19 protein-coding genes are annotated in these 16,695 nt (G+C 72.3%); 6 read left to right on the plus strand and 13 right to left on the minus strand.

Going from position 1 to position 16,695, the window contains the following annotated elements; all coding sequences use genetic code 11:
- The first annotated feature begins 105 nt into the window (after window positions 1–105).
- From ACTVZO_RS08710 to ACTVZO_RS08730, 5 genes are all read left to right on the plus strand, one after another.
- On the plus strand, window positions 106–378 hold the full coding sequence (locus ACTVZO_RS08710; RefSeq protein WP_443297841.1) for a UBP-type zinc finger domain-containing protein: 273 nt from the start codon (window positions 106–108) through the stop codon (window positions 376–378).
- Entirely contained in the window at window positions 375–2,105 is a 1,731-nt protein-coding gene (locus ACTVZO_RS08715; protein ID WP_443297842.1) for an FAD-dependent oxidoreductase, read from the plus strand. Before ACTVZO_RS08710 ends, ACTVZO_RS08715 begins: the two co-directional genes overlap by 4 nt.
- Before the next feature lie 54 nt (window positions 2,106–2,159).
- Window positions 2,160–2,669, plus strand: a complete 510-nt coding sequence (locus tag ACTVZO_RS08720) for a hypothetical protein (protein WP_443297843.1) — start codon at window positions 2,160–2,162, stop codon at window positions 2,667–2,669.
- Window positions 2,670–2,741: 72 nt separating this feature from the next.
- Entirely contained in the window at window positions 2,742–3,065 is a 324-nt protein-coding gene (locus tag ACTVZO_RS08725) for a putative quinol monooxygenase (protein ID WP_443297844.1), read from the plus strand.
- Between the two features lie 2 nt (window positions 3,066–3,067).
- The gene (locus ACTVZO_RS08730) at window positions 3,068–3,544 is read left to right on the plus strand and encodes a group II truncated hemoglobin (protein WP_443297845.1); all 477 of its coding nucleotides are present in this window, start codon (window positions 3,068–3,070) and stop codon (window positions 3,542–3,544) included.
- A 90-nt stretch (window positions 3,545–3,634) separates the two neighbouring features.
- Here ACTVZO_RS08730 and ACTVZO_RS08735 read toward each other — a convergent pair whose 3' ends face one another.
- From ACTVZO_RS08735 to fmt, 7 genes are all read right to left on the minus strand, one after another.
- Complete coding sequence (locus ACTVZO_RS08735) at window positions 3,635–4,072, minus strand: barstar family protein (RefSeq protein WP_443297846.1); 438 nt, start codon at window positions 4,070–4,072, stop codon at window positions 3,635–3,637.
- Window positions 4,069–4,542, minus strand: coding sequence for a ribonuclease domain-containing protein (locus ACTVZO_RS08740; RefSeq protein WP_443297847.1), 474 nt, complete (start codon window positions 4,540–4,542; stop codon window positions 4,069–4,071). The genes ACTVZO_RS08735 and ACTVZO_RS08740 overlap by 4 nt, the downstream gene beginning before the upstream one ends.
- Window positions 4,543–4,605: 63 nt before the next feature.
- Window positions 4,606–4,827: a CarD family transcriptional regulator gene (locus ACTVZO_RS08745; RefSeq protein WP_329387870.1), complete on the minus strand. Its 222-nt coding sequence runs from the start codon at window positions 4,825–4,827 to the stop codon at window positions 4,606–4,608.
- 81 nt (window positions 4,828–4,908) lie between these two features.
- Window positions 4,909–5,925 (minus strand): sugar-binding transcriptional regulator, encoded by a 1,017-nt coding sequence (locus ACTVZO_RS08750; protein ID WP_384222557.1) that lies wholly within the window; start codon window positions 5,923–5,925, stop codon window positions 4,909–4,911.
- Between the two features lie 124 nt (window positions 5,926–6,049).
- The gene (gene rpe, locus ACTVZO_RS08755) at window positions 6,050–6,736 is read right to left on the minus strand and encodes a ribulose-phosphate 3-epimerase (RefSeq protein WP_443297848.1); all 687 of its coding nucleotides are present in this window, start codon (window positions 6,734–6,736) and stop codon (window positions 6,050–6,052) included.
- Between the two features lie 144 nt (window positions 6,737–6,880).
- Window positions 6,881–8,362: an RsmB/NOP family class I SAM-dependent RNA methyltransferase gene (locus ACTVZO_RS08760; RefSeq protein WP_443297849.1), complete on the minus strand. Its 1,482-nt coding sequence runs from the start codon at window positions 8,360–8,362 to the stop codon at window positions 6,881–6,883.
- A gap of 93 nt (window positions 8,363–8,455) precedes the next feature.
- On the minus strand, window positions 8,456–9,400 hold the full coding sequence (fmt, locus tag ACTVZO_RS08765; protein ID WP_443297850.1) for a methionyl-tRNA formyltransferase: 945 nt from the start codon (window positions 9,398–9,400) through the stop codon (window positions 8,456–8,458).
- Between the two features lie 251 nt (window positions 9,401–9,651).
- Between fmt and ACTVZO_RS08770 the strand changes: the two genes are divergently transcribed.
- Entirely contained in the window at window positions 9,652–10,170 is a 519-nt protein-coding gene (locus ACTVZO_RS08770) for a hypothetical protein (RefSeq protein ID WP_443297851.1), read from the plus strand.
- A gap of 107 nt (window positions 10,171–10,277) precedes the next feature.
- On the opposite strand, the gene ACTVZO_RS08775 is transcribed toward ACTVZO_RS08770, so the two are convergent.
- The 6 genes from ACTVZO_RS08775 to ACTVZO_RS08800 form a co-directional block, all read right to left on the minus strand.
- Window positions 10,278–12,377, minus strand: coding sequence for a primosomal protein N' (locus ACTVZO_RS08775; RefSeq protein ID WP_443297852.1), 2,100 nt, complete (start codon window positions 12,375–12,377; stop codon window positions 10,278–10,280).
- 91 nt (window positions 12,378–12,468) lie between these two features.
- On the minus strand, window positions 12,469–13,677 hold the full coding sequence (gene metK, locus ACTVZO_RS08780) for a methionine adenosyltransferase (RefSeq protein ID WP_443297853.1): 1,209 nt from the start codon (window positions 13,675–13,677) through the stop codon (window positions 12,469–12,471).
- Between the two features lie 195 nt (window positions 13,678–13,872).
- Window positions 13,873–15,087 (minus strand): bifunctional phosphopantothenoylcysteine decarboxylase/phosphopantothenate--cysteine ligase CoaBC, encoded by a 1,215-nt coding sequence (coaBC, locus tag ACTVZO_RS08785; RefSeq protein ID WP_443297854.1) that lies wholly within the window; start codon window positions 15,085–15,087, stop codon window positions 13,873–13,875.
- A 127-nt stretch (window positions 15,088–15,214) separates the two neighbouring features.
- Window positions 15,215–15,487, minus strand: a complete 273-nt coding sequence (gene rpoZ / locus ACTVZO_RS08790; RefSeq protein WP_004948662.1) for a DNA-directed RNA polymerase subunit omega — start codon at window positions 15,485–15,487, stop codon at window positions 15,215–15,217.
- 78 nt (window positions 15,488–15,565) lie between these two features.
- Window positions 15,566–16,129 (minus strand): guanylate kinase, encoded by a 564-nt coding sequence (gene gmk, locus ACTVZO_RS08795; RefSeq protein ID WP_443297855.1) that lies wholly within the window; start codon window positions 16,127–16,129, stop codon window positions 15,566–15,568.
- Between the two features lie 61 nt (window positions 16,130–16,190).
- On the minus strand, window positions 16,191–16,514 hold the full coding sequence (locus tag ACTVZO_RS08800; protein ID WP_008740406.1) for an integration host factor: 324 nt from the start codon (window positions 16,512–16,514) through the stop codon (window positions 16,191–16,193).
- Between the last annotated feature and the right edge of the window lie 181 nt (window positions 16,515–16,695).

The raw sequence follows: 16,695 nt of genomic DNA on the forward strand, positions 1-16,695 counted from the left end.
TGAACCATCGCGAAGGCTCCGATCTATCGTCTGGACGCGCCGTGAATCACGGGCGCGCGGCCGGGACGGCCGCGGAGCGCGAGCACCAGGAGAGGGACGGGGACGATGACGATGGACCTGTTGTGCACACACATCGACCAGATACGTCCGGTGAAGCCCGGGACCGAGGGCTGCGAGGAATGCCTCATCGCCGGTGACGGCTGGGTGCATCTGCGGATGTGCCTCAGCTGCGGACACGTCGGATGCTGTGACTCCTCGAAGAACCGTCACGCCACCCGGCACTACCGCAGGTCCGAACACCCCATCGCCGCCTCCCACGAGCCCGGCGAGGACTGGGCCTGGTGCTACGCCGACAAGCTGATGCTGGACCCGGCGTGAGCGCGGCCCCCGAGAGCGCCGCCGCCGTGACGGCCGCCGCGACCGCCGCCGCGACCGAGCGCGCCGAGCACCGCAAGCCCGTCATCCTGGCCGTGGACGACGACCCGCAGGTGCTGCGCGCGGTGCGCCGCGACCTGCGCAGCGCCTACGGAGACCGCTACCGGGTGCTCGGCGCCTCCTCGGCCGCCGACGCCCTGAAGATCCTGGACTCCCTCGACGAACGCGGCCACGACCCGGCGCTGTTCCTCGTGGACCAGCGGATGCCCGACGTGACCGGCGTGGAGTTCCTGCTGGAGGCGGTCAGCCGCTTCCCGGACGCCCGCCGCGTGCTGCTGACCGCGTACGCGGAGACCGACGCGGCGATCACCGCGATCAACCGGGTCCGGCTGGACTACTACCTGCTCAAGCCGTGGGACCCGCCGCACGAGCGGCTCTTCCCGGTCCTGGACGACCTGCTGTCGGACTGGCTGGCCACCTACCGGCCGGCGTACGACGGGATCATCGTGGCCGGGCACCTGGTCTCCCCCGGCACCCACGCCGTACGGGACTTCTTCACCCGCAACGGCCAGCCGTTCCGCTTCCTCAACGTGGAACGGGACCCCGAGGCGCTGACCCTGATCGCCGGCCAGCCCGACGCCGCACTGCCGCTCGTCCGCTTCCCGGACGGAGCGGTGCTCTCCGCCCCGACGGACACCCAGCTCGCCCAGCACCTGGGGCTCGCCACCACCGCCTCCCGCCCGCACTACGAGTGCGTCATCGTCGGCGCGGGCCCGGCGGGCCTGGCGGCCGGGGTCTACTCGGCCTCCGAGGGCCTGTCCACTCTGATGCTCGACGCCCGCGCCCCGGGCGGCCAGGCCGGCACCTCCAGCCTGATCGAGAACTACCTCGGCTTCCCGTCGGGCCTCTCGGGCGGCGACCTGACCCGCCGGGCCACGATCCAGGCCTCCCGGTTCGGCGCCGAGATCCTGCACCCGGTCGAGGTGGTCTCGCTGACCCGGGACGACCCGGCGAAGATCCTGATGCTGGCCGACGGCACGGAGATCAGCGCGGAGACGGTACTGCTGGCCACCGGGGTCTCGTACAACCGCCTGGAGGCACCCGGCGCGGACCGCTTCGAGGGCGCGGGGCTCTACTACGGCGCGGCCACCACCGAGAGCTCGGCCTGCATCTCGCAGCACGTGTTCATCGTGGGCGGGGCCAACTCGGCCGGGCAGGCGGCCGTCCACTTCGCCAAGTACGCGGCCCGCGTGACGATCCTGGTCCGTGCGGCCTCCCTGGACGCGAGCATGTCCCGCTACCTGATCGACGAGATCGACCGCACCCCGAACATCGAGGTGCGGGTCCGCACGACGGTGGTCCGCCTCGACGGCGAGGAGCACCTGGAGCGGCTGACCCTGCACGACGCGGACACCGGCGAGGACACCGAGGTCCCGGCCCGCTTCATGTTCACCTTCATCGGCGCCCGCCCGCACACCGACTGGCTCTCGGGCGTCGTCGAGCGCGACGAGTACGGCTTCGTCCTCACCGGCTCGGACCTCATCGCGAACGGCGGCGAGCTGCCGGCCGAGTGGAGCCTGGAGCGGGCGCCCTACCCGCTGGAGACCAGCGTCCCCGGCGTGTTCGCGGCGGGCGACGTCCGCGCCCACTCGGTGAAACGGGTCGCGTCGGGCGTCGGCGAGGGCGCGATGGCGGTCTCGCTGATCCACCGCTACCGCTCGATGGGCTGAGAGCGAACACCCGGTCCTTGCGATCAAGAAGGTATCGGATGCAACGTTGATTACATGATTACAGCCGAACAGAGCGAACAGCTCCGCGTGTGGTTCGCCGAGCGCCTGCCGGTGGACGTGTACGAGTCCCTCGTGTCGGTCACGGCCGACCGCGAGGAGATCACGGTCGTCGGCACCCTGCCGGCGACCGAGTCGGTCAAGGCGTTCCGCGAACGCACCCGCGAACAGCGCATCGAGGTGGCCCGCGAGGCCGAGGAGCTCTACCGCCGCAAGGTCGCCTGGGGCGTGCGGGCGGGTGAGGAGACGACCCTCTTCACCCACCTCGCGGTCCCGGTCATGACCCGCCTGCGCCAGTCCGAACGCCAGGTCCTCGACACCCTGGTCGCCGGGGGCGTCGCCCGCAGCCGGGCCGACGCCCTCGCCTGGTGCGTCCGCCTGGTGGGGCGCAACACCGACACCTGGCTGACGGAACTGCGCGACTCGCTGGACAAGGTCCGGCAGGTCCGCGCGCAGGGTCCGGACGTGGCGGAGGACGCGGACTCCAGGAAGTCCGGGTCCGAATAGCGCGATTCCCCCACGGGCACGCATGATCCCGTAAGGCTGGCCACGACCACCATCCAGGGAGAGGCACGCACCATGACCACGACCGTCGAATACATCCGCTACCGGATCGCATTGGACGACCAGCAGGCCTTCGAGGACGCGTACACCCGGGCGGCCGAGTCCCTGGCCGCCGCGCCCGAGTGCATCGACTACGAACTGGCCCGCTGCGAGGAGGAGCGCGAGCGCTACATCCTGCGCATCCGCTGGACCTCGGTCGAAGCGCACCTGGGCGGCTTCCGCAAGGGCGAGCACTTCCCCGCCTTCTTCAGCGCGATCCGGCCGTACGTGACGGCCATCGAGGAGATGCAGCACTACCTCGTGACGTCCGTCGTCGGAACGGGAAAGGCCGCGGAGTAACCATGAGCACGACACCCACGATCTACGAGTGGATGGGCGGCGCGGAGGCCATGAACCGCCTCACCGACGCGTTCTACGCGCACGCCCTGCAGGACGAGATCCTGGCCCCGGTCTTCGCCGGCATGGACTCCGAGCACCCGCAGCACGTCGCGGTGTGGCTCTCGGAGGTCTTCGGCGGCCCGTCCGACTACACCGCCCACCACGGCGGCCACCAGCACATGGCCACCAAGCACCTGGGCCGGGCCATCACCGAGCAGCAGCGCCGCCGCTGGGTGGACCTGCTCATGGACACCGCCGACGAGGTCGGCCTCCCGACGGACCCCGAGTTCCGAGGCGTGTTCGCCTACTACATCGAGTGGGGCACCCGTATGGCCCTGATCTACTCGGGCCCCAACCCGCCCCCGGTCGACGCGGCCAAGATCCCGGTCTGGTCCTGGGGCCAGACCCCGCCCTGGATCCCCAAAACCCCGACCCCCTGACCGGAACAGGGGGCAGGGCCACCCTTGCCCCCTCCATCCAGCCCCGCCTGCGCTTGAGGCCCGGGGTCCGGGGCGGAGCCCCGGGATCTTTCAGCCCCGCCTGCGCTTGAGGCGCGGGGTCCGGGGCGGAGCCCCGTCGACGGGCGCCGGCCCCGGCCCTGGCCCGGCCTCGGCGAGCAGCACCGTCAACACCGGCCCCGCCCCCGGCTCGCGCCAGAAATCCACGGCCTCCTCGAGCACCTCCACCAGGACCTCCCAGTCCCGCGGCCGCGCCCCCGCGAACCCCTGCCACGAGGTAACGGCAACCAGCCGCCCACCCGCATCCGGCAGCCACGAAAGATCCCGCAGCGCATCGGCCAGCGCGTCCCAGTTCCCCCCGAACCACTCCGGCACCCGCAACGCGTCCCCGCACCGCCGCATCAGCCCGGCCTTGCTCCGTACGCCGTCCAGGTCGAGCCGCAGGGTCGTCCAGCCCGCCTCCTCGGCGGCGGCGAGCGCAGGGGCGAGCGGCTGCGGGTCCAGGCTCATCGGAGAACCGCCTTGAAGGTGTCGTAGTGGTCGTCCGTGTAGTAGAACTCCCCACCCTCACCCGTCACGATCCGCCGGGCCCCGCGGTCGCGCTCCCCCGGCGTCCGCACCGTGAACTCGTGGTAGTACCCGCGCTTCTGTTTGGGCAGGATCTTCTCGAAGTTCCCGAAGACCGTCCCGTCCTGGCGGTACGGATACGGCCCGCCCTTGTCGATGAGCGCGAGCACGTCCCGGGCCTGCTGCGGCAGGGCGTCGGCCCGTACCGTCGCCATCCCCTTCGCCCACCCGGGAGCGGCACTGGGCACACTGGGCGAGGCGCTCGGCGCGGCACCGGGCACGGCACCGGAACTGGCCGCGGCAGGCGACGCGGCTTCCGTCCCGCCGCACCCCGCCACGCCGACCAGCGCGGCGCACAGGAAAACGGCCCCCAGCAAACGCAACAGCAATCGGGGCACGTTCCAAGGGATCATGCACCGATCGTGCCAAATATCCGATTCGCTCGCGAATCGCGCGCGAATCGGCGCCTCAAGGGCTCAGAGCGCGGACATCTTGGTGTACGGGCTCAGGACCCGTTTCTGAACCGACCCGAAGTCGACGAGAACGGCGATCCCCTCCTCGATTCCGACGACACGGCCGAGGCCGTGCTCATCGTGAGAGACCCGGTCGCCGACGCTGAACTGCCGGATGGGCTGTTCCACGGGGGCCTTGAACGGGCTGGACGGCAAATGGCGGCGAGGTACTGCTGACTTTGTCATTGGGACCAGTATGCGCCCAGCAGGCCGCCTCGCGGTCCGCCGTTCGGATCTCAATTCCGGCACCATCCGCACCAGCGGCGCCTACAGGTCGTCCGGATCCGCCCGCTCGAGCGCCGGCCGCAGCCCGGGCGCCGACTCGGTCAGCAGGTAGTCGGCCACCGCCGTGTCCGTGACCAGGCTGGTCACCAGACCCGACCGCAGCACCGCCCCGATCGCGGAGGCCTTGCGCAGCCCGCCCGCGATCGCCACGACCTCGGGGATCCGCCGCAGCCGGTCGGCCTCGACGGTGATGCACCGTTCGCCGAGGTCCCGGCCGACCCGCCGGCCCTCGGCGTCGAAGAGGTGCGCGGACATCTCGGCCGCGACGCCCAGCGAGGCGTAGTGGGCCCGCTCCTCGTCCGTCAGCATGTCGTGGACGGTCGAGATGCCCGGCTCCCACGACCCGATGGAGACGGCCGCGACCGTCACCTTGTCGAAGTACTCGAAGGCGCGCGCGATCCCGGTCTGGTTGCGCAGCGCGGCCGCGGTGGCCGGGTCGGGCAGCAGCATCGGGGCGTAGATCGGGTGGGCGTCCCCGCCCGAGACCTGCGCGGCACGGCGTACGGCCTCGACGGACCCGCGCTCGGCGGTCCCCGCGTCGTACACACCGGTCAGCTGGACGACGGTGCACGGCGGCAGCCGGTGCAGGGAGGCGGCCATGTGAATGGTCGAACGGCCCCACGCCAGGCCCAGTACGTCGCCCTCGTTGACCAGCTCGCCCAGCAGATCGGCGGCGACGGCGCCCAGGTTCTCCGGGTCCGGCGCGTCCTCGGTGGCGTCGGCCGGCGACTCCACGACGACGGCGTGCCGGAGCCCGTACCGGGCGCGGAGGGCGTCCGAGCGCTCCGCGTCCAGTTCGGCCGGTACCCGGATCTCGATCCGTACGAGGTCGCGTTCGAGGGCGGTCTCCAGGACCCGGGCCACCTTGAAGCGGCTCACGCCGAACTCCTCGGCGATCTGGATCTTGGACTTGCCCTCCAGGTAGAAACGGCGGGCCATGGCCGCCGCCTGCACCAGCTCCGCGGGTCCCATCCGCAGGGCTGACCGTCCCGCCGACATTGCAGACACCGCGTTCTCCTCACTGCTGTTCACACTCTCGACTCGCCGTTCATCCTGTCAGATCCGACGGCCGTTGATCAGCCTGGACAGCTCCCGTTCATCGAGCTGTTCACCAACGATTGGTTCAGTGGTCGCAAGCCCACGGCGCCACGGCGATCGCCGCGTCCGCCTGCTCACGCAGCGTGCGTACGGCCGCGGCCGGATCGACCGCGCCGTAGACCGCGCTGCCCGCGACGAAGACGTCCGCGCCGGCCTCGGCGCACCGTTCGATGGTCGAGGCCGAGACCCCGCCGTCCACCTGGAGCCACAGTTCCAGGCCGTGCTTGGAGATCAGCTCCCGGGTGCGGCGGATCTTGGGCAGCATGATGTCCAGAAAGGGCTGGCCCCCGAAGCCCGGCTCCACGGTCATGATCAGCAGCATGTCGAGCTCGGGGAGCAGGTCCTCGTACTGCTCGATCGGCGTCGCGGGCTTGAGCGCCATGGACGCCCGTGCGCCCTTCGCCCGGATCTCCCGCGCGAGGCGCACCGGAGCGGCCGCGGCCTCGGCGTGGAAGGTGACCGACCCGGCGCCCGCCTCCACGTACTGCGGGGCCCAGCGGTCCGGGTTCTCGATCATGAGGTGGAGGTCCAGCGGGGTGTCCGTGGCCCTGCTCAGCGACTCCACGACCGGCACCCCGAGGGTGAGGTTGGGGACGAAGTGGTTGTCCATGACGTCGACGTGCAGCCAGTCGGCCCCCTCGACCGCCTTCGCCTCCTCGGCGAGTCGGGCGAAGTCTGCGGACAGGATGCTGGGAGAAATCTGAGCGGCCATGCCCCAAGCGTGCCATGCCTCCGCACGGTTCCGGCCACGACCCCGGAACTCGCCGGGCCTGTAGCGCGGCTTAAGTGATCATGCAGAACACTTCACTTGTCCTGCGAGGTCGCCTTCGCACGCTTCTGTCCGGCGCCGCGGGCCTCAGGCCGTGCGCCTCAGCAGCGCCAGGTACATCGCGTCCGTCCCGTGCAGGTGCGGCCACAGCTGGACGTCCGGGCCGTCGCCCAGACCCGGAACGCCCGCCATGAAGGGCCTGGCGTCGATGAGTTCGGCCGACACCGGGTCCGCGCCCGCGCCGCGGCCCTTCAGGACGTCGTCCACGACCACCCTCGTCTCCGCCAGGTGCGGCGAGCAGGTCGCGTAGCCCACGACGCCCCCCACCCGCACCGCCGACAGCGCCTCCCGCAGCAGGCCGCGCTGGAGCGGCGCGAAGCCCTCCAGATCCTCCGGGCGGCGGCGCCACCTGGCCTCCGGGCGGCGGCGCAGGGCGCCCAGGCCGGAGCACGGGACGTCCATCAGGACGCGGTCGAAGGAGCCGGGCAGCCACGGCGGCCGGGTGCCGTCCGCCGCGATGACCTGGTACGGGCCGGGGTTGCCCGCCAGCGCCCGCTCCACCAGGCGCGCCCGGTGCGGCTGCTTCTCGGAGGCCAGCAGGAAGGCGCCGCGCCCCGCCGCCAGCGCGGCGAGCAGCGCCGCCTTGCCGCCGGGGCCCGCGCAGCCGTCCAGCCAGCGCTCGTCGCGGCCCTCGACCGGTACCGCCGCCAGCGCCATGGCCACCAGCTGGCTGCCCTCGTCCTGCACGCCGGCGCTCCCGTCGCGCACGGCCTCCAGCGCGCCCGGCTCGCCGCCCTCGGCCATCCGCACCGCGTACGGGGACCAGCGGCCCGGCAGCGCCGACTCCTCGCCCACCGCCTCCAGCAGCTCCTCGGGCGTGGACCGTCCCGGTCGCGCCACCAGGGTGACCTCGGGCCGCTCGTTGTCGGCCTCCAGCAGGTCCTCGATCCCGGCGCGCCCGCCGCCCAGCGCGTCCCACAGGGCGCTGACGATCCATCGCGGGTGCGAGTGGAAGACGGCGAGGTGCTCCTCGGCGTCCTCCTCGTACGGCGGCGCGACCCGCTCCAGCCAGCCGTCCAGGTCGTGCGCGGCGATCTTGCGCAGCACGGCGTTCACGAACTTCGCGCGCCCGTCCCCGAGCACCACCCGGGCCAGCTCCACGCTGGCCGAGACGGCGGCGTGGGTGGGGATGCGGGTGCCGAGCAGCTGGTGCGCGCCGAGCGAGAGCACGTCCAGCACCGGCGGGTCGACCTCGCGCAGCGGGCGGTCGATGCAGGCCTTGATCACCGCGTCGTACGTGCCCTGCCGACGCAGCGTGCCGTAGACCAGCTCGGTGGCCAGCGCCGCGTCCCGCGCCTGGAAGCTCTCGTCCTGGCGGGCCTTGCGCAGCAGCGGCGGCAGCACGAGGTTGGCGTACGCGTCGCGCTCGTCCACCGCACGCAGCACCTCGAAGGCCAGCATCCGGACGGGGTCCTTCTGCGGCCGCCGGTAGGGCTTGGCTGACTTGTTGGGCTTATTGGGCTTGTTGCCCGCGCCTGCGGCGGGACGACGACGGGGCTGTTCGCTCACGTGAAAGGTGCTCCGGATTTACGAGGTGCTAGAGGAACTGGAGGAACTAGAGGGACGGGAGTGCTGGAGGTACGGGAACCGCTCGGGGCGGATTCAGCCTACGTCCGTGCCGCCGACGCGCTCGCCGGGAGCGATCCGCACCCCGCGGGCCCAGTCGGCGCCGCGCATCGGCTTCTTGCCCTGGGGCTGGACCCACAGCAGCTCCACCGCGTGCGAGCCGGTGCCGACGTAGACGTTGTTCTTCGCCGGGGCCAGCACGCCCGGCGCCAGGTCCGTGCGGTCCGGCACCAGGCCCACCGAGATCAGCTTGAGGCGCTCCCCGCGGAAGACGGTCCACGCGCCCGGCGCCGGCGTGCAGCCGCGTACGACGCGGTCGGCGCGCATGGCCGGGGCGGTCCAGTCGATCCGGGCGTCCTCCACCGTGATCTTGGGCGCGAGGGAGATCCCGTCGGCGGGCTGCCCGACGGCGCGCAGGGTGCCGTCCTCGATGCCGTCCATGGTGGCGGCCAGCAGTCCGGCGCCGGCGAAGGCCAGCCGGGTCAGCAGGTCTCCGCTGGTGTCGGTCGCGCGGACCTCCTCGGTCAGGATCCCGTAGACCGGGCCGGAGTCCAGGCCCTCCTCGATCTGGAAGGTGGAGGCGCCCGTGAGCTGGTCCCCCGCCATGATCGAGTGCTGCACGGGCGCCGCACCGCGCCACGCGGGCAGCAGCGAGAAGTGCAGGTTGACCCATCCGTGCCGGGGGATCTCGATGGCGCTCTTGGGGATCAGCGCCCCGTACGCGACGACCGGGCAGCAGTCCGGGTCGATCGCGCGCAGCCGGTCCTGGAAATCGGGGTCGCGCGGCCGGACGGGCTTGAGCACCTCGATGCCCGCCTCCTCGGCGCGCTCGGCGACCGGGCTGGCGACGAGCCGGCGCCCGCGGCCGGCGGGAGCGTCGGGCCGGGTGACGACGGCCGCGACCTCGTGCCGCCCGGAGGCGATGAGGGCGTCCAGGGCGGGCACGGCGACCTCGGGGGTGCCTGCGAAGACGAGCTTCACTGGGTCCTACCTCGCTATCTCGGCTGTCAGCAGCGCACCAGTCTATGGGGCACGGCCCGGACGCCCCACCCGCGGCCGACAGGGGGCGTACGCACACCCACGCGCCTCTCGCATATGCCGACACGCCCCCAGAGCGTGACCTGCGCGCCAGGTGGCGCGTTGGTCAAAAGAGATTGACCAAAACGGGCCGCGTTCGCGAACGGTTTCTGCGGCCCGATCCGCCCTTCAGCACCGGTTCGAGAGGCTTCTTCATGGCCGACCACGCCACCCACGACGCCCAAGCCCGGGCCAGCCTGCACCTGCTGGTGCGGGACATCGAGCGGGTTCGCCGGCAAGTGGATGCCCTGCGTACGCTCACCGCCCAGCTCGGCAACGTGTACCGCCCGCGCCGCTCCGGTCCCTCCACGGGTTTCGTCGTCTACGGCCGGGCGCCCGCGCCCACCGTCCGCCTCGCCCAGGAACTGCGGGACAGCGTCGAGACGCTGGTCACCGCCGCCGTGGACTTCGACCGCTCACTCGGCTTCTCCTGGGACGCGGTCGGTTCGGCGCTGGGCGTCACCAAGCAGGCCGTGCACCGGCGCTACGGTGCGCGGCGCGCGCAGGCCGCCGAGGCCGTGGAGCCGCCGGCCGAGGGGACGACCACCCGGACCATGGGCCCGCTGCCGACGATCCCGGCCGCCCGTTCGGTCCCGCCGCAGCCGCTGCGCGAGGAGTCCCAGGCCGTGACGGCCCCCCGCTCCCCGGCCTTCCCGGGCCCCCGCAACGGCTGACCCCGCCTGCCGCCGGTCCGCCGACCCCCGACGACAGGCCCGTTCCGCTGCGCGGGGCCTCCCCCCTCCCCGCGCAGCGGAACCAGCAGCACCACCGGCCCCGCCCGTCAGCCGATGTCCGCCGGGTCGATCCTGACCCGCACCGCCTCCGCCGCCGGAACCCCCCGGGCCATCCGCGCCGCCTGCGCGGCCTTCAGCGCCGCGGCCAGCGCCGCCCCGCTCCCCGGCGGCACCCGTACCAGCGCCCGCTCCCCCGGCGACGCCTCGCCCCGCCGCCCCGGAAGCGGCACCGGCCCCAGGATCTCGGCGTCCGGCGGCAGTCCGGCCCCGGCCAGGAAGGCCTCCACGGCCTCGCCCCGGCCGGCCACGGCCGCCATCCGGGACACCGGCGGGAACCCGAGCTGGGACCGCTCCGCGAGCTCCCGCACGGCATGCCCCACCGGGTCCCACCGCACCAGCGCCTGCACCGGCCGCAGCGTCGGCTCCGCGACCACGACGACCTGCCCCTCCCCCCGTACCAGCGAGGCGGCCGCGATCCAGCGGCGCAGCGCGTCCTCGCCGGCCCGCAGGTCGGGCCGGCTCAGCATGGCCCAGCCGTCGAGCAGCAGCGCCGCCGCGTACCCGGCGCCCGCCGCGACCGGTTCCGCCCCGGGGGTGCTCACCACCAGCGCCGGCCGGTCGGGCACCTCGTCCAGGACGTGGTCCCGCCCGGACGTCCGTACGGCCACGGCCGGGAAGGCCCGGCCCAGCTCCTCGGCGGTCCGCCGCGCGCCGACCACCTGGGCCCGCAGCCGGAAGGACCCGCACTCCTCGCAGTGCCAGGACGGCTCGGGCCGCCCGCACCAGCCGCAGTGCAGGTCCCGCGCGTCGGGGGCCTCGAGCGGCCCGGCGCAGGCCGTGCAGCGGGCCGGCGTACGGCAGCGCTCGCACGCCAGCCGGGGCACATAGCCGCGCCGCGGCACCTGGACCAGTACGGGCCCGGTCTTGAGCCCCTCCCGTACGGTCTCCCACGCCAGGCTCGGCAGGCGCGCGGCCCGCGCCGCCTCGTCGCGGGCCAGCAGTTCGTCGCCCACCGTCCGGATCCGCGGGGCACACCGGCGCACCGTCTCCCGGTCCGCGGCCAGCGGCCGCGCCCAGCCGGACTCGACCAGCTGGGCGGCCTCGACGGTGCAGCTCGTGCTCCCCGCCAGGAACCCGCAGCCGTCGGTGACCGCGCGCAGTTCCAGGACCTCGCGGACGTGCGGGAAGGGGGCGCGGTCGTCGCTGTGGCTGGAGTCCCCGTCGTCCCAGACCGCGACCAGCCCGAGGTCGCGCACGGGGGCGAACATCGCCGCGCGGGTGCCGACGACGGCCCGCACCGAGCCCCGGCTCACGGCGAGCCACTGGCGGTAGCGCTTCTCCGGCCCGGACTCGGCGGTCAGCAGCGCGTGCCGTCCCTCGCCGAGCAGGGCGGTGAGCGCCGCGTCCACACGGGCGGCCGTGCGCCCGTCGGGCACCACGGCGAGGGCACCGCGGCCGGAGGCGAGGGTGGCGGCCATGGCGCGGGCCAGCTCGTCGGCCCAGCCGGGGCCGGGCAGGGCGGTCCAGACGGCGCGCGGGGTGCCGCCGGTGGCGAGGGCGCGCAGGAAGGCGGGCCCCGAGCCGTAGCGCTGCCAGCCGCCGGGCTCGGGCGCGGCGGGCGGGGGCAGCGGCTCGGGTGAGGGCTTGGACTCGGCGCGGGCGCTCCGCGCGGGCAGGGCGAGCTGGAGTACGTCGGCCAGGCTGCCCGCGTACCGGTCGGCGACGGCCCGGGCCAGGGCCAGCATGCGCGGGCCGAGGACCACCTCGGGCGAGACGACGTGGGCGAGGGCGGCCAGCGCCCCGTTGTAGTCGGACTCGGCGCGCCGTTCGACGATGAAGCCGTCGATGAGGCCGCCGCCCTCGCGGCGGCCGCCGTGCACCTGGTGGGAGCCGGCCCCGAAACGGACCCGGACGCGGACGCCGGGCTGCGCGGCCTCCGAGAGCTCGGCGGGGACGGCGTAGTCCCAGAGCTGGTCGAGGTGGAGCACGCCCTTGTTCACGAGGATCCGCGCGACGGGGAGCTCTTCGGCGAGGGCGGCGCCGCGCCAGGTGCGGGGCTTCGCCTTGGGCGCCTTGGCCTTCGCCTCGGCGACCATCTCCCGGATCAGCGCCAGCTGCTCCGGCGGGGGATCGTTCGCGCTGCTCACATCAGCATTCTTACCAAAGACCACTGACAGGCAGGCATGCGGACGGCCCCGGACCGCTGGGTCCGGGGCCGTCCGTGACGAGCGGTGGTGCCTAGAGACCGGCGGCCGCGCGCAGCGCGTCGACGCGGTCGGTGCGCTCCCAGGTGAAGTCCGGCAGCTCGCGGCCGAAGTGGCCGTAGGCGGCGGTCTGGGCGTAGATCGGGCGCAGCAGGTCGAGGTCGCGGATGATCGCGGCCGGGCGGAGGTCGAAGACCTCGCCGATGGCGTCCTCGATCTTCTGGGTGTCGACCTTGGCGGTGCCGAAGGTCTCGACGAACAGGCCGACGGGCTCGGCCTTGCCGATGGCGTACGCGACCTGGACCTCGCAGCGCGAGGCGAGACCGGCGGCGACCACGTTCTTGGCGACCCAGCGCATCGCGTACGCGGCGCTGCGGTCGACCTTCGACGGGTCCTTGCCCGAGAAGGCGCCGCCGCCGTGGCGGGCCATGCCGCCGTACGTGTCGATGATGATCTTGCGGCCGGTCAGGCCGGCGTCGCCCATCGGGCCGCCGATCTCGAAGCGGCCGGTCGGGTTCACCAGCAGGCGGTAGCCCTCGGTGTCCAGCTTGATGCCGTCCTCGATGAGCTGGGCCAGCACGTGCTCGACGACGAACTCGCGGATGTCGGGAGCGAGCAGCGAGTCCAGGTCGATGTCCGAGGCGTGCTGCGAGGAGACGACCACGGTGTCGAGGCGGACGGCCTTGTCGCCGTCGTACTCGATGGTGACCTGGGTCTTGCCGTCGGGGCGCAGGTACGGGATGGTCCCGTTCTTGCGGACCTCGGAGAGCCGCTTGGAGAGCCGGTGCGCCAGGTGGATCGGCAGCGGCATCAGCTCGGGGGTCTCGTCGCAGGCGTAGCCGAACATCAGGCCCTGGTCGCCGGCGCCCTGCTTGTCGAGCTCGTCCTCGTCGCCCTCGACCCGCTTCTCGTACGCGGTGTCGACGCCCTGCGCGATGTCCGGGGACTGCGCGCCGATGGACACCGAGACGCCGCAGGACGCGCCGTCGAAGCCCTTCTTCGAGGAGTCGTAGCCGATCTCGAGGATCTTGTCGCGGACGAGCTGCGCGATCGGCGCGTAGGCCTTCGTCGTCACCTCTCCCGCGATGTGCACGAGACCCGTGGTGATGAGGGTCTCCACGGCGACACGCGAGGTGGGGTCCTCGGTGAGGAGGGCGTCGAGGATCGTGTCGCTGATCTGGTCAGCGATCTTGTCAGGGTGGCCCTCGGTGACGGACTCCGAGGTGAACAGACGACGGGACACAACGCTCCCTGGGGTTGCAGCGGCTGCTGGCTGATCATTTGTTGGAACCACACCAGAGGCTGCGCCTGATCACGTTCCGAATGCAGTTTATCGGTTGCCACCGTTCGCCGGTCCACCCGTCTCGCCTTATGGGAGGCGTGTGACCTGCGGCACTCCATTCTGGCGCACGGACCCGGCAAGGAGAAGGGAAGTGCGTCAGGCGCGTCGCGCCGGCAGTCGCGCTCCCACCTGGTCCCACACCAGTTCCGCGAGGGCTTCCTTCGGACCGTAGGGCACGGGAAGTTCCGAGCCGTCCGAGGCCAGGATCACAGCTTCGTTCTCCTCCGAACCGAAGGTCTTGGTCTCGCCCACCTCGTTGACGACGAGGAGATCGCAGCCCTTGCGCAGGAGCTTGGCGCGGCCGTTCGCCAGGACGTCGTCGGTCTCGGCGGCGAATCCCACCACGACCTGCCCCTCCCGGGTCCGGTCGGCCGAGATCTCGGCGAGGACGTCCGGATTGCGCACGAGGGCGACCGGCGCCGGCTCCTCCCCGTCCTTCTTCTTGATCTTCCCGCCCGCGTACACGGCGGGCCGGAAGTCGGCCACGGCCGCCGCCATCACCACGGCGTCGGCGTCCGCCGCCGCCTCGAGGACCGCTTCGCGCAGCTGCACGGCCGTCCCCACGCGTACGACGTCCACCCCGGCCGGGTCGGCCAGCGCGGTGTTGGCCGCGACCAGGGTGACCCGGGCGCCGCGCGCCACGGCGGTGCGGGCCAGGGCGTACCCCTGCTTGCCGGAGGAGCGGTTGCCGAGGAAGCGGACGGGGTCCAGGGGTTCGCGGGTGCCGCCCGCGCTGATCACCACGTGCCGTCCGGCGAGGTCCGGCCCGGCCGCTCCGCGGGCCAGGACGCTCCGGCACACCTCGAAGATCTCCTCGGGGTCGGGCAGCCGGCCCTTGCCGGTGTCCTTGCCGGTCAGCCGGCCGACGGCGGGCTCGATGACCACGGCCCCGCGGCGCCGCAGCGTGGCGACGTTCTCCTGGGTGGCCGGGTGCTCCCACATCTCGGTGTGCATGGCGGGGGCGAAGACCACCGGGCAGCGGGCGGTGAGCAGGGTGTTGGTGAGCAGGTCGTCGGCCAGCCCGTGGGCGGCCTTGGCCAGCATGTCGGCGGTGGCCGGGGCGACCACGACGAGGTCGGCGGACTGCCCGATGCGCACGTGCGACACCTCGTGGACGGTCTCCCACACCTCCGTGGAGGCGGGGTTCCCCGAGAGCGCGGCCCAGGTGGCCTCGCCGACGAAGTTCAGGGAAGCCGCCGTGGGCACCACCCGCACCTCGTGCCCGGACTCGGTCAGCCGGCGCAGCAGCTCGCACGCCTTGTAGGCGGCGATCCCGCCGCTCACCCCCAGCACGACCTTGGGCTTACCCATCCGTACACATCCCTTCGACCGCCTCGACCGAGCTCGACCCGGCCCGGACAGGCCCGACAGTACCCATGACACACCACAGGCCCGGCAGATGGTCTGCCGGGCCTGTGGCGAAAGGAATGCCGGTGCCTTACTGAGCCGGGGCCTCGATGGCCTCGGAGGTCAGCAGACCCGCGTTGATCTCGCGCAGCGCGATCGAAAGCGGCTTCTCGTGGACGTGGGTGTCCACCAGCGGGCCGACGTACTCGAGCAGGCCCTCACCGAGCTGCGAGTAGTACGCGTTGATCTGACGCGCGCGCTTGGCCGCGTAGATCACGAGGCTGTACTTCGAGTCCGTGGCCTCGAGCAGCTCGTCGATCGGCGGGTTGATGATGCCCTCGGGCGCAGTAATGGAAGAGGACACGCTCTACCTTCCGAAGATGGGAAAAAGATCGCTGCCGATCAGATGGTGACCGATCGGCTCAGAAACAGCGATCGACGATCAGACAACGTTCATCAAGGCTAGCAGCTCACGTGCTACGTCCTCGACGGAGGTGTTGACAAGGGTGGTGTCGAACTCGGATTCGGCAGCGAGCTCGGTCTTGGCCGCCCCGAGCCTGCGCTCGATGACCTCGGCCGATTCCGTGCCCCGGCCCGTGAGCCGGCGGACCAGCTCGTCCCAGCTCGGCGGAGCCAGGAAGACCAGCTGGGCGTCGGGCATCGACTCGCGGACGAGCCGTGCGCCCTGGAGGTCGATCTCCAGCAGGACCGGCTCGCCCTTGTCGAGGCGTTCCAGCACCGCGCCGCGCGGTGTGCCGTAGCGGTTGCCCGCGAACTCGGCCCACTCCAGCAGCTCGCCGTTGGCGATCAGCTTGTCGAACTCGTCGTCGTTGACGAAGAAGTAGTGGACTCCGTGTCGCTCACCGGGCCGCGGCTTGCGGGTGGTGGCCGACACCGAGAGCCAGACCTCGGGGTGAACCTTGCGCATATGCGCGACGACCGTGCTCTTACCGACACCCGAAGGGCCGGAGAGCACGGTCAGCCGCGGACGAACCTCTGCTGCCATAGAGCGATTATCCAGGTTCCAGAGACTGCCTGAGAACGCCGGAAGAACTCCGGGCGACGCGTCAGCCGGCAGGAGTGCCGAACTCACGCTCCAGAGAGGCGATCTGGTTGGAGCCGAGACCTCGGACACGCCGGGACTCGGAGATGCCGAGGCGCTCCATGATCTGCTTGGCGCGCACCTTGCCCACGCCAGGCAGGGACTCCAGCAGGGCGGAGACCTTCATCTTTCCGATGACGTCGTTCTCCTGGCCCGTCTTGATGACCTCCTGGAGGGAGGCGCCGGAGTGCTTGAGTCGATTCTTCACCTCGGCCCGCTCCCGGCGAGCCGCGGCGGCCTTTTCGAGCGCGGCTGCGCGCTGTTCAGGGGTAAGGGGCGGAAGAGCCACGCCTACGTCACCTCGGATGTCGAACTGTCGGATACGGACCGGTGTGGAAGCCCAAGGGCACCACACCTGGCGAGGTCCCGAACAGCGGTATTGCTCGTTCGCTGCTCGTTCACTCTGCTCGGAGACTAGCGGCCATGACCGCTCCAGTCAGCGAGAACGGACGAAAAGTCCTGGTCAGCCT

This window comes from Streptomyces sp. IBSNAI002 (genome assembly GCF_052244475.1).
Taxonomy (GTDB): Bacteria; Actinomycetota; Actinomycetes; order Streptomycetales; family Streptomycetaceae; genus Streptomyces.